Genomic DNA, 12,891 nt, shown 5'->3' with positions numbered 1-12,891 from the left:
TACGAAATCCTTCTAAACCCGTGCCATTACTTCGGCAGCCGGCCCATCATATAGAACTCGTCATTCGGTTTCATGTTGGTGACATTGGCCATCCGGTTCGACAGCGCAAAGAAGGCCGAGATCGCGGTGATGTCCCAGATGTCGTCGTCGCTGAAGCCGTGGCAGGAGACTTCGGCAAAATCCTGCTCGCCAATGGTCTCGGCAGACCGGCTCACTTTCATGGCGAAATCAAGCATCGCACGTTGCTTCGGCGTGATGTCGGCCTTGCGGTAGTTGACGGCGATCTGGTCGGCGATGGTCGGGTTCTTGGCGCGAATGCGCAGGATCGCACCATGCGCGATGACGCAATAATGGCACTGGTTGGCGGCTGACGTAGCGACCACGATCATCTCACGCTCGGCCTTGGTCAGCCCGCTGTCCTTTTCCATCAACGCGTCGTGATAGGCGAAGAACGCGCGGAATTCGTCAGGGCGATAGGCCAGCGACAGGAACACGTTCGGCACGAAGCCGGACTTTTCCTGCACGCCCATAATGCGCGTGCGGATGTCCTCGGGCAGTTTGTCGAGGGCGGGTGTCGGAAAGCGTTTCGCAATCGGCTGGGTCATCTGGCATTCCCGTGAACGTTTCTGTTTCACGAGACCATAGGCGATCAAGCCGCCACGGCAAAGCGCTAGCGGCGCGCCAGCAGTGCGATCAGCGCAGCGGTTTCTTGAGCAGCGAGAAGCGATCCGGATCGAGGCCGAGCGAGGGTTGCAGCATCGGGGCTTCGACGCTGCGGCTCGGCGTCGCCAGCGGCCGCTCGATGAAGCCGGGATCGTTCGGCACCTCGCGATGCGATGTGGCGCCGCGCCAGCGTTCCAGCACCGCGCTGACGAACTGCATGTCGTGACCGGCGGCGACCGAGGGCACTGTCGCGATGGTGGCTTCGGAGCGCGGCAGCTGATGCGGTGGCACTTCCTTGAAGCGAAGGCGGGTCGGCAATGCGACGCCTTCACCGAAGGCGAGCACTTCGCGCGTGCCGAGTGAAGGCACAAAGGATAGCAGGTTGGCAGCGGCATCCGACACCGCGGAGCGCAGGAGGGCCTGGTCACGCTCGTTGGCAAGGCGCATGGCGAACAGTGTGTTGCACTGGGAAATGATCGTGGCGTCGAGTTCTGCCGGACGCTGCGTCACGAGGCCGAGATAGACGCCGTATTTGCGGCCTTCCTTGGCGATGCGGGACACTGCCTTGCGGGTCGGGCCAAAGCCGATATTGCGGTCGGCGGAGGCGTAGCGATGCGCTTCCTCGCAGACGAACAGCAGTGGCGAGGCGCCGTCGCTCCACAGGCCGAAATCGAATGCCATCCGGCACAGCACCGACACCACGCTATCGACGACTTCCGCGGGGAAGCCGGCGAGCTGCATGATGGTCATCGGCTTGCCGTTGGCGGGCAGGCGGAACAGATGGCTGATCACTTCCGCCATGGTGTCGCCGCCGACATTGGCGTTGTCGAACATGAAGGCGTAGCGCGGATCGTTCTTCACCGCTTCGATGCGCGAGATCAGCTTGTGATACTGGATGCGCGACGAGCGGTTCTCGAGCTTGCCCATGCGCTCGTCGATCAGCGAGATCAAATCGACCAGGCGATAAGGCACCGGCGTATCGACGGTGTAGCCGATGGTCTTGGGATCGATGCGCTTGAGGCCAATGCGGTCGGCGTTCTGGTATTGCGTGTAGACGCCCTTGGCGATCGGGATGACTTCCGAGAGGATTTCGAGCTCTTCGGGCACGCCGGGGCGGCCGGCGAACAGCACGTCGACGATTTCCTCGAAATTGAACAGCCAGAACGGCAGTTTCAGATTGCGCGGGTTCAGCACCAGCGACTTGTCGCCGAAGCAGCGGCCATATTCGTTATGCACGTCGAGCAAGAAGATGCGCAGATGTGGGCGTGACTTCAGGATCTCGTTGAGCAGCAGTGACACGCCGGTGGATTTACCGACACCGGTGGAGCCGAGCACCGCGAAGTGCTTGCTCAGCATTTCCTCGACGTCGACATAAGCGGCGACCGACTTGTCCTGCTGCAGCGTGCCCACGTTGATCTGCTCGGAGCCGGACGGCGCATAGACCGTGCGCAGATCGTGATTGCTGATCAGATCGACGATGTCGTCGATGGTGGGATAGTTGGTGACGCCGCGCTGGAATTTGGCCTTGTCTCCATGCCCCATGATCTCGCCGAGCAGATCGACCGAGGCGCTCGCGATATACATGTCCGATGCATGCATGTTCTCGGCGGACACTTCCGTGATCATGGCGATGATGGTCGAGGAGGCGCAACGGATGCTGACGAAGCGGCCGACCGTGCCGCGCATCTCCGAAGGCGTCATCGGGTTCACGGCGAGCAGGCCGACCCGGGCCAGCGAGCCGCGAACTGAGATAATGCGCCCGAACGACGCCGCTGCGTTTAAACTGGTCATTGATGAATTCGCGTCTCACGCCCCGGTTGGGCCGACTATGCGGGTCAGGGACTGGACAAATTGTTAAGGCGCGTCCGCGGGCTATCGGCGGGCTCTGCTCGTCAAACTTGCATTGCGGAATTAGCTCCGCACTGGAACGCGGAAACTCCGGCACTGGATACCTTGTCGCTCACGGCTGGCGATCCGGCTTTACGCGGTTTTAACCAGCCCGCGAGGTCGGCACAGGCTGGCGTCCTGACCTTGCATGGGTCGTCGTCGCCGCGTTATCTCAGCGCGGTCGCCTTCGGCCCGTGTACGGACCTCTCATGCGCATCGATTTTCCCGGCCTGCAGGCGTTTCTGAGCATCGCGGAGCGGGGCAGCTTTTCGCGCGCGGCCGCGCACCTCAATCTGTCGCAGACGGCGCTGAGCCACCGGATCAAGAAACTGGAAGAGGATCTCGGCTTTCAGCTGCTGGCCCGGACCACGCGGCAGGTGGCACTGACCCCGGCCGGGCTGGAACTGCTGCCGACCGCGCGGCGGATGATCGGGGAGTTGTCCGATTCCATCGATCTGCTGCGGGCACGGGGCCGCAAGCGGCAGGAACACATCGCGCTCGGCTGCCTGCCGACCATCGCCGCCTATCACCTGCCGCGGGTGCTGAAGCAGTTCAATGCGGTGCATCCGGGGATTTCGATCAAGATCCACGACAATTCAGCCAGCGAGATTGCCACTTTGGTGCAGTCCGGGCAGGCAGAGTTCGGCATCACGATCACGGCGACCAATATATGGGATCTGGCTGTGACCCCGCTGATCAAGGAACGCTTTGTTTTGCTGTGCACCAAGGACCATGCCTTTGCGCAGCGCAAGTTCGTGGCCTGGTCGCATCTCGAGGATATGCCGCTGATCCGTATCAGCCCGCAGGCTGGCAATAGGGCCCTGATCGACGACGCGCTCGGCCATCGCCGCGACAAGCTGAACTGGCGCTACGAGGTGCAGCATCTGCAGACGGCGGTGGGCATGGTGTTCGAGAAGCTCGGCATCGCCGTGGTCCCCAGTATCGCAGTGGCGACGCAGGGAACTGCCGGACTGGTCGCTGTGCCGCTGCGTAATCCCAGCGTCAGCCGCACGGTGGGCATCATCGTTAAGCGCGGACAACCGGTGAGCAAGCCGGCGCAGGCGCTGATCGACCTGACCCGCAAATACTTCCAGGCTGCGGGATAATCCGCTCGGTAGGATATATTCAGGAAACTGCACGATTATCCCAGATTTCTCATTTGTTTCATATATCGGAATTGGCTACTGCGGGAGCAGAACGGTCCATGGCCTTGTCGCGATGACGTGACGGCCATGGGTACCGACATAAAAACGGCAAGGGTGGACGCATCAGGCGTCTTCAATCCATCATGACGCTCCGCTTCCCAACGAGACTCAAGCATCTGCTGAGCGCCGCGCATTTGGCGCTCGGTGCGATATTCCTCACGAACGCGGTACCTGTGGCGCAGGCCCAGTCCGGCTATCCGACCAAGCCCATTCGCGTGATCGTGCCGTTCGCGGCCGGCGGTGTTGCCGATATCACCATCCGCATCGTGGCCGAGAAACTTGGCGACAATCTCGGCCAGCGTCTTGTGATCGAAAACATGCCGGGCGCGGGCGGCGTCGTTGCGGCGCGGGCAGTGCTGTCGTCGCAGCCGGATGGCTATACGCTGGCACTGCTCAGCAACGGCACCGCCGTCAGCGTGCCGCTGTTCAAGAGCCTGCCATTCGATCCCGTGAAGAACTTTGCGCCGATCTCCAGCATCGGCTTCTTCGATTTCATCGTCGGCACCAATACGAAGTCGCAACACAAGACGCTGGCCGACGTCATCAAGTTCGCGCGCGACAATCCGGGCAAACTGAATGTCGGCACCATCAGTGTCGGCAGCACCCAGAACCTGTCGGCCGAATTGCTCAAATCCACGGCCGGGATCAACTTCCAGATCGTGCCCTATCGCGGAACGCCGGAAGTCATTGTCGGGCTGTTGCGCGAAGACATCGATGTGATGATCGACAATTATGTCGGGATGAAATCCGCGCTGCAGGATGGCAAGATGCGTCCCGTCGGGACCACGGGCGAATCCCGTTCGGTGATCCTGAAAGACGTGCCGACGATGATCGAAGGCGGCGTGAAGGGCTATGATGTGGTGTCATGGAATGCGCTGTTTGCCCCATCAGGTACGCCGCCCGAAGCGATCGCGCGGTTGAATGCGGGCCTGCGCGAAGTATTGGCGATGTCCGATGTGAAGCAGAAGCTGCTCGATCTCGGCATCGAGGCGAAAGCCAGCTCGCCGGAGGAATTGAAGGCCCGGTTGGTCGACGACATCGCGAAATGGACCGCCGTGATCGACAAGGCAGGAATTCCGAAACAATGACGAAACCAACCGTTCCCGGTCCCGATCCGCATACTAAGGTGCCGAAGTTCAAGCTGCCGCCGCTGGCCTGCGACGCGCATACGCATATCTTCGGGCCTGGCGCCAAGTACCCATATGTCGGCTCCTACATTCCGCCGGACGCGCCGCTAGAAGACTTCCAGGCGCTGCACAAGAAGCTCGGCATCGGCCGCGCGGTGATCGTCAATGCCAGCGTGCACGGCACCGACAACCGCGTGGCGCTCGACGCCATTGCGGTGAGCGGCGGACGTTACCGCGCGGTGGCCAATATCGACGGCACGATCACGGAGCAGGGGCTGCGCGAACTCCGCGAAGGTGGCTTCCGTGGCTGCCGCTTCAACTTCGTACGGCATCTCGGCGGCACGCCTGACATGAAGGTGTTCCATCGCATCATCGACATGATCGCGCCGATGGGCTGGCACGTTGATTTGCATTTCGATGCGATCGATCTCCCCGACTATGCTGATCTGCTGGCAAAACTGCCGGTGATCTACACCATCGATCACATGGGGCGCGTGAAGGCTGCGGATGGCCTCGAACAGAAGCCGTTCCAGACGCTGATCGACTTGATGCAGCGCGACGAGAAATGTTGGGTGAAAGTCTCCGGCTGCGAGCGCGTCACCTCGATGGGGCCGCCATTCACCGACGCGGTGCCATTCGCGAAGAAAATCTGCGAGACTGCGCCGGATCGCGTGATCTGGGGGACCGACTGGCCGCACCCCAACGTCAAGGCGATGCCGAACGACGGTGATCTCGTCGATCTGATCCCGCTCTTCGCGCCGGATCCGGTGATCCAGCAGAAGATCCTCGTCGACAATCCCGCACGATTGTTTGAATTCGACACTTAAGCGACGCGAAAATCCGAAGGAACATCCGATGTCCAAAGCCAAGACCGGCCTCGTGGTCTCAGCCCATCCCGGCGATTTCGTCTGGCGCGCCGGCGGCGCCATCGCGCTTCATGCGAAGAAGGGCTACCGCGTCAAGATCGTCTGTCTCGCATATGGCGAACGCGGCGAGTCGCAATTTGCCTGGAAGCAGGCGGGTATGACGCTCGATAAGGTCAAGGCGGGGCGCAAGGACGAGGCCGAGCGCGCGGCAGCATCACTGGGTGCCGAGATCGAATTCTTCGATGCCGGCGATTATCCATTGCATCTGACGGAGGCGCACAAGGAGCGGCTGATCGATATCTATCGCGAGCTCAATCCGAGCTTCGTGCTGACGCATTCTCTGGAAGATCCGTACAATGTCGATCATCCAGCGGCGACCGCCGCCGCACAGGAGGCCCGCATCATCGCGCAGGCGATGGGGCACAAGCCTGAAGCGGAATACAGCTACTCCGCGCCGCCGGTGTTCCTGTTCGAGCCGCATCAGCCGGAGATGTGCAATTTCAAGCCGCAGGTGATCCTCAACATCGATGAGGTCTGGGACATCAAGCGCAAGACGTTTGAAATCCTCGCGGCGCAAAAGCACCTCTGGGCCTATTACGAGCGCGTCGCTTTGCAGCGCGGCATGCAGGGCGGCCGCAACACCGGAGCGGCCATGACCTATGGCGAGGCCTATCAGCGCCTGTTCCCGATGACCGTGGAGACACTGGCATGAAACCCGTCGTCGTCAGGAATATTCAACGCGCGGATGCCGACGTCGTACAGCGGCTCGGCGCGCTCGGCGTCTCCACGGTGCACGAGGCCTATGGCCGCTTTGGCCTGATGAAGACCTATATGCGCCCGGTGTGGTCCGGCGCGGAGGCCGCAGGCACGGCGGTCACGGTGCTGGCACAGCCCGGTGACAACTGGATGCTGCATGTGGCCATCGAGCAGTGCAAATCCGGCGACATGCTGGTGGTGGCCTGCACGACGGACAACACCGACGGCATGTTTGGCGATCTCTTGGCGACGTCGCTGAAAGCGCGCGGCGGTGTCGGTTTGATCATCGATGCCGGCTGCCGCGATATCAAGACGCTGCGCGAGATGGGCTTTCCTGTTTGGTCGCGCGCGATCTCCGCCAAGGGCACGGTCAAGGCGACGCTCGGCGCGGTGAACGTGCCTGTGGTCTGCGCCGGCGCGCAGGTGATGCCGGGTGACGTCATCGTTGCCGATGAAGACGGTGTCGTGGTGATTCCCCGTAAGGATGCCACCGAGGTTGCGGTGAAGGGCGAGAAGCGTTTTGCCGAAGAAGACGCCAAGCGCCAGAAGCTGGCATCCGGCATTCTCGGTCTCGACATGTACAATATGCGGGAGCCGCTCGCTAAAGCGGGTCTGGTTTACGTCGACGATCCCGATCAGGCGTGAGCGGCGAGGAGGCTGGCATGCGGCTCCGTATTCTGCTCGGCGATCATCCGCATACGGCAGCGTTGAAATCCGGCGCGATCACGTCTGATCTCGTCGAGCTGGACTTTGCCGTGTACACGCCGACCAACAGGGGCTTCAAGCCGATGGTGCGCGACGGCGCTTTCGACGTCGCCGAAATGGCCATCGTCACCTATCTGATGGCCAGGAGTTACGACAAGCCGATGGTGTTGATGCCAAGCGTGATGATGGCGCGGCATCAATTCGGCTTTGCGGTCGCCAGCCCCGGGGCTGGGATCATCGGGCCGAAAGGCCTCGAGGGCAAGCGCGTCGGCATCCGCTCCTTTACGACGACGACGGGCGCGTGGCTGCGCGGCATGCTCGCCAATGACTACGGCGTCAATCTCGATGCCATCGAATGGGTCACCTTCGAGGAACCCCATGTCGCCGAATATGTCGACAGCACCACCAAGGCGCCTGCCGGCAAGGCGATCATGCAGATGCTGTTCGATGGCGAACTGGACGCCGTGCTCGGCGAGAAGAGTGACGATCCACGGGTGGCGCAACTATTTCCCGACGTAACCGCTGAAGAGAAAGCCTGGCTGGCCAGGCATGGCGTGGTGCCGATCAACCATATGGTGGTCGTCAGCAAGCAATTGTCCGATACGCGGCCCGACGTCGTGCGCGAGGTGCAGCGTATGCTGGAGGCGAGCAGGGCGGCTGCAACGGGCAAGGCGCCGGCCTTCAGCAAGGATGACATGACGCGATCGCTGGAACTGATCACCGACTATTCCGCACAGCAGAGACTGATCCCGCGCAAGTTCAGTGTCGATGAACTGTTCGACGACGTGACCAGAAAGCTGAGATGAATTGGCCTCTCAGCCGTCATTGCGAGGAGCGAAGCGACGCGGCAATCCAGTGAGCCGCAAGTGAAGCAAAACTGGATTGCTTCGTCGCAAGGGCTCCTCGCAATGACGGGGATAGGCCGTGAGGCTTCTAAGAGGATATGGCCATGACCCCCGAACCCATCTTCGATCTCGCCCATCTCGGCCATCTCGAATTGTTGACGCCGAAGCCGGACGAGAGTCTCAAATTCTTCGTCGACGTGATGGGCATGACCGTCAGTGGACGGCAGGGCGAGTCCGTGTATCTGCGCGGCTGGGACGACTATGAGCGCTATTCGCTGAAGCTGACGGCGTCGAACACGTCGGGCATGGAGCATATGGCGCTGCGCGCACGCAGCCCGCAGGCGCTTGAGCGCCGCGTGGCGGCACTGAAGGGCTCTGGTTACGATATCGGCTGGACCGACGGCGATCTCGGCCATGGGCCGGCATTTCGCTGCCGCGATCCCGACGGACATATCGTCGAACTCTATTACGAGACCGAATGGTACGAGGCGCCGCCGGAGCTCAAGCCGGCGCTTAAAAATCAGGCGCAGCGCTATCCGGCGCGGGGCATCAATGTGCGACGGCTCGATCACCTCAACTGCCTTGCGGTGGACATCAAGGCCAACCGCGAGTTTTTCGAGCAGTATATGGGGCTCAGGCTGACCGAGCAGATCGTGCTCAACGATGGCACGGAAGCCGCGATGTGGATGACCATGTCGAACAAGAGCTACGACTTCGCCTATTCGCGCGATCACTCCGGCACCAAAGGGCGTTTCCACCACGTCACCTACGCGCTGGACAGCCGCGAGGATATTTTGCGCGCAGCTGATATCTTTCTGGAAAACGGCGTCTTCATCGAGACCGGCCCGCACAAACATGCGATCCAGCAGACCTTCTTCCTCTATGTCTATGAGCCCGGCGGCAACCGCGTCGAAGTCGCCAATGCCGGCGCACGGCTGATCCTGGCACCGGACTGGAAGCCGATCGTCTGGACCGAGGAGGAGCGCAAGAAGGGTCAGGCCTGGGGCCTCAAGACCATCGAGTCGTTCCACACCCACGGCACGCCGCCTGTACCCCACAAGTAGCAAGCTGCACTGCCGGGATTGGTACGCGTCTTGCTTTGTTCACCTCAGGTTGTTTCTGACGTGGGGGCGAGCATGACTAACTCTGAGTTGCGGGCAGACATCCACAGTATCGAACCGATCCCCGATGCCGACCGGGATTCCACCGGGCCGCAGCAGATGTGGATCTGGGCCGGCGCCAATATCGCACCGGTGAACTGGGCGCTCGGCGCGCTTGGTATCATTCTCAAGCTCGGTTTGTGGGAGACGATCGCGGTCATCGTCATCGGCAATGCGGCGGGCTCCGCGATCTTCGCCGCCTTCACGGTCATGGGCCACAAGACCGGCGTCAACCAGATGGTCCTCGCGCGCTCGGCCTTCGGGCGCAGGGGTGCCTATCTGCCGAGTTTGCTGATGTTCCTGATGACGCTCGGCTGGATCGGCGTGAATACGTATTTCCCGGTCAAGATCTCCATGGCCATCCTCGGCCAGTTCGGGATCGCCGATAGCTGGTTCGCCAACCTCGTGGTGATCACCATCGTGATGGTGACGCAGGTGGTGATCGGCACCTATGGTTTCTATGCGATCCGCACCTTCGAGAAATACACCGTGCCGGTCACGGTGGTGATCATGGTGCTGATGAGCGTGCTGGCCTGGAGCCAGCCCGGCGTCGTCAACTGGAACCACACCACGTCGCTGCCGCCGGGGCCGCATCTGGCGATGCTGTCGCTGCTGATGACCGCCGTCGGCGTGGGCTGGGGCATTTCATGGGTGACCTGGGCGTCGGACTATTCGCGCTTCGTGCCGCGCTCGACATCATCGAAAGCCGTGTTCTGGTACAGCTACCTCGGCATGTTCGTGCCGTCAGTGTGGCTGGCCATTCTCGGCGCCACCATCGCGTCGGTGACGCTCGACACCGATCCGGCCAAGATGGTCTCGGCGGTGTTCGGTGGCATCGCCAGCATTCTCGTGCTGCTACTGGTGCTGCACGGCCCGATCGCCACCAACATCCTCAATGTCTATTCGTCGGCGCTGGCGGCGCTCAGTATGGGGGTCCGTTTTTCGCGGACGATGCTGGCGCTGATCGTCGGCGTCGCGGGCTATGCGGTGACGGTGTATTTCATCTTCGCGCCGTCTTTCGCCAAGGCGTTCGATAACTGGCTGATCAGCCTGCTGATGTGGATGAGCCCCTATGCCGGGGTGGTGCTGGCCGACTTCTTCGTCAGGCGGAAAAGCCAGATCGATATCGCCGAACTCTACAAGTCGCCGGAGACCAGCATCTATGGCGATATCAACTGGAGCGGCATGATCGCGTTCTTCGCCGGCCTGATCGCCACCTGGCTGTTCCAGGATGGCCTGGTGCCTGCGCTGCAGGGGCCGATCTCGATCAACCTTCTCGGCGGGGCGGATCTGAGCTGGCTGGCGGGCATCGTCGTGGGCGGCGGCGTCTATCTGGCGCTCAGCAGGCGCCTGGCGCCGGAGCCGATGGCTATCCCGGTTGGTGGACCGGGCGAATAGGGCGAGGCGACCGGGCAGGCCGCGCCTTGTGTGGCCTGTCCATTGCCAGTGGTGTCAATGAGCTGTCATTTCCGTCCAGAGCCCTTGCGCTTTGTCCGGCGGACGGGCTAGAACGCGCCCGAACGAGATGAGCATCTCTGTTCCGACCGATTCCAGACTGGATTTTTCCGTAAGTCTCTGAATCGTTTGGGGAATGGTGTAACGGTAGCACAACAGACTCTGACTCTGTTTGTCTAGGTTCGAATCCTAGTTCCCCAGCCACACTCGAATTTCCCTTCGCAGATCAAAGACTTCTAACCCGCAGCCTTTTCGAGAAAATTCGGTGGCCCACAACAATGGCCCACGCAAGGCTCGAATGGCGTCCGGTCGGTACCTGCGGCGGCGTGGCCATATATGGCTTTTGGCTTCCGACGGCCTGCGGCGCTTGCCGCTTGCCAGTCTCGGGCCCAGAGAATCAATGTTTATCGGCGCCGGGCAGCAAGTCGTCGATCCGCCCCGTGGCTCGATAAGCAATGAGCCCGAACCATTCGCGCACCGCGATGTCGGTCCGCGACAGCCCGTCAAGGGCGAGGGTGTTGAAGGAAAGTGCGTCGCGCCGACCGCCGACCAACCAGTCGACCGGATAAGCCTCGACCCGAAATCCCGCTTTGCGAAACAAGCCAATCGATCGCGGCATATGGAACGCCGATGTCACCAGAACCCAGCGCTCGCCCGGCTTCGGCGCCACGAGCGCCTTGGTGAACTCGGCGTTCTCATGCGTGTTGCGCGATTGCCGCTCCATGATCAACCGCGATCTGTCGACTCCAAGGCTTTCGAAGAGCGCGGCGGCGTAATCGGCCTCCCTGGCATCCGACACCAGCCTCGGACTGCCGCCGGTGAACACCACACGTGCATTCGGATACTGTCGTGCCAGCGCTGCGGCTGCGATCATGCGGTCGGGCGAGCGACGGACGACCGGCGTGTCGCGCGCAAGTGAAACATCGGCATCGATCGAGCCGCCGAGCACGATGATGCCGTCAGGCGCACGCTGTCCCGGATCCCAGGGCGGGAAGCGCGATTCAAGCGGATAGATCAGCAATCTTCCGGCCGGCGAAAACGCGGCCACCACAAGCAGCACGGCGGCTGTGATCATAAGCCCGCGGCCAAGCGAAGAAAGTCGTGTTGCCGAAAGGACCGCGCCGAGCACACCGAGGCCGATCAGAAAATTGACCGGCGCGAGCGCGTTGCCAAGTGTCTTGGACAATACAAAAAACAACTTAAGGCCTCAGCCTCGTTGATACCGAGAGCGCCATAGCAGCAAACGGTCAACGAAGCCATCGCCACGAATCGTTAGCTCGCCGGACAGGGGGCCGGATCGCCGTCGGATGACCATGCAGCCGGTAGGTTGCCGCATCGACAAATGCGTAAGGAGCGCTGCCGAAAACAACTGTATTGTCGCTATCGGCCCGTCTACCTCATTGTGACTACCGCCATTGCCACATGGACAGGGCATGGTTCTGTCCGATGCATGATTAGGCCGCATGCAACAGTTGTCGCGCAACGTCCAGGCAGGGTGACCGCAATGAGCGAAGTGATCAACGTCGCCAAAGCTTACGACGAGGGACGCACTCTATTTATGGGAATCGAGCTGCTGGTCGCCCCCGGTGCGCTCGTCCCCCGGCCGGAAACCGAGTTGCTTTGCGCTAGCGCTGTCGATGCTCTGCGTCGGTTAAACGTGGCGGAGCCGCGGGTGATCGACATGTGCTGCGGCGCAGGCAATCTGGCATGCGCCATCGCCCTCAAGATCCCCGACGCATGCGTCTGGGCGAGCGACCTAACCGATGGATGCGTCACCGTCGCACGTCGCAATGTCGCCTATCACGGACTTACACAACGCATGTCGGTGTTTCAGGGCGATCTGTTCAACGCTTTTTCAGGTCTGCCGCTGGATGGGACCATCGACTTGATCGTCTGCAACCCACCCTATATTTCGGAAACGCGGCTCAGGGGCGACCGTGCCCCCTTGCTCGAACTCGAACCGCGTGAGGCATTCGCAGCCGGTCCTTACGGACTTAGTATCCATATGCGGGTGACGAAGGACGCAGTCCGATATTTGCGGCCGGGTGGCATCCTCTTGTTCGAGGTCGGCTCCGGTCAAGAGCGGCAGGTGACAACCCTTCTTGAGCGCAACAAGAGCTACGAGAGCATCAGCGTGGTGACGAACGAAGCGGGCGAAGGCCGCGTCGTTATGGGATACCGCAAAGGCATATGAACCTGAACCGCTGCGGTGGCGTTCGCGG

The 12,891-nt window shown here is 61.5% G+C and carries 12 protein-coding genes and 1 tRNA gene; 10 read left to right on the top strand and 3 right to left on the bottom strand.

The window, feature by feature from the left end; genetic code table 11:
- Positions 1 to 26 precede the first annotated feature (26 nt).
- Positions 27 to 605, bottom strand: coding sequence for a peroxidase-related enzyme (locus AB8A38_RS07545; RefSeq protein ID WP_315841671.1), 579 nt, complete (start codon positions 603 to 605; stop codon positions 27 to 29).
- Positions 606 to 693: 88 nt separating this feature from the next.
- Entirely contained in the window at positions 694 to 2,454 is a 1,761-nt protein-coding gene (locus AB8A38_RS07540; RefSeq protein WP_089267173.1) for an ATP-binding protein, read from the bottom strand.
- Positions 2,455 to 2,759: 305 nt separating this feature from the next.
- On the opposite strand from AB8A38_RS07540, the gene AB8A38_RS07535 reads away from it, so the two are divergent.
- The 9 genes from AB8A38_RS07535 (at position 2,760) to AB8A38_RS07495 (ending at position 10,873) form a co-directional block, all read left to right on the top strand.
- Positions 2,760 to 3,656, top strand: a complete 897-nt coding sequence (locus tag AB8A38_RS07535; RefSeq protein WP_068730595.1) for a LysR family transcriptional regulator — start codon at positions 2,760 to 2,762, stop codon at positions 3,654 to 3,656.
- Between the two features lie 182 nt (positions 3,657 to 3,838).
- Positions 3,839 to 4,843 (top strand): Bug family tripartite tricarboxylate transporter substrate binding protein, encoded by a 1,005-nt coding sequence (locus AB8A38_RS07530; protein ID WP_439085566.1) that lies wholly within the window; start codon positions 3,839 to 3,841, stop codon positions 4,841 to 4,843.
- Complete coding sequence (locus tag AB8A38_RS07525; RefSeq protein WP_439085565.1) at positions 4,840 to 5,709, top strand: amidohydrolase family protein; 870 nt, start codon at positions 4,840 to 4,842, stop codon at positions 5,707 to 5,709. Before AB8A38_RS07530 ends, AB8A38_RS07525 begins: the two co-directional genes overlap by 4 nt.
- Before the next feature lie 28 nt (positions 5,710 to 5,737).
- The gene (locus AB8A38_RS07520) at positions 5,738 to 6,460 is read left to right on the top strand and encodes a PIG-L deacetylase family protein (protein ID WP_089267177.1); all 723 of its coding nucleotides are present in this window, start codon (positions 5,738 to 5,740) and stop codon (positions 6,458 to 6,460) included.
- Positions 6,457 to 7,149, top strand: coding sequence for a 4-carboxy-4-hydroxy-2-oxoadipate aldolase/oxaloacetate decarboxylase (locus AB8A38_RS07515; RefSeq protein ID WP_439085564.1), 693 nt, complete (start codon positions 6,457 to 6,459; stop codon positions 7,147 to 7,149). Before AB8A38_RS07520 ends, AB8A38_RS07515 begins: the two co-directional genes overlap by 4 nt.
- 17 nt (positions 7,150 to 7,166) lie before the next feature.
- Entirely contained in the window at positions 7,167 to 8,015 is an 849-nt protein-coding gene (locus AB8A38_RS07510; RefSeq protein WP_439085563.1) for an ABC transporter substrate-binding protein, read from the top strand.
- Between the two features lie 143 nt (positions 8,016 to 8,158).
- On the top strand, positions 8,159 to 9,118 hold the full coding sequence (locus AB8A38_RS07505; protein ID WP_231080925.1) for a catechol 2,3-dioxygenase: 960 nt from the start codon (positions 8,159 to 8,161) through the stop codon (positions 9,116 to 9,118).
- Positions 9,119 to 9,190: 72 nt separating this feature from the next.
- Positions 9,191 to 10,612, top strand: coding sequence for a purine-cytosine permease family protein (locus tag AB8A38_RS07500; protein ID WP_439085562.1), 1,422 nt, complete (start codon positions 9,191 to 9,193; stop codon positions 10,610 to 10,612).
- Positions 10,613 to 10,799: 187 nt separating this feature from the next.
- Positions 10,800 to 10,873 (top strand) — tRNA-Gln (locus AB8A38_RS07495).
- Between the two features lie 193 nt (positions 10,874 to 11,066).
- On the opposite strand, the gene AB8A38_RS07490 is transcribed toward AB8A38_RS07495, so the two are convergent.
- Positions 11,067 to 11,867, bottom strand: coding sequence for a YdcF family protein (locus tag AB8A38_RS07490; RefSeq protein WP_439085561.1), 801 nt, complete (start codon positions 11,865 to 11,867; stop codon positions 11,067 to 11,069).
- A 306-nt stretch (positions 11,868 to 12,173) separates the two neighbouring features.
- Between AB8A38_RS07490 and AB8A38_RS07485 the strand changes: the two genes are divergently transcribed.
- A complete protein-coding gene (locus AB8A38_RS07485) occupies positions 12,174 to 12,863 on the top strand; it encodes a N5-glutamine methyltransferase family protein (protein WP_439085560.1) in 690 nt (229 codons plus the stop codon).
- The last annotated feature ends 28 nt before the right edge of the window (positions 12,864 to 12,891 follow it).

The organism is Tardiphaga sp. 839_C3_N1_4 (genome assembly GCF_051811045.1).
Taxonomy (GTDB): domain Bacteria; phylum Pseudomonadota; class Alphaproteobacteria; order Rhizobiales; family Xanthobacteraceae; genus Tardiphaga.
Note: the sequence above shows the minus strand (reverse complement) of the source record. Positions and strands in the feature narration are given on the sequence as shown.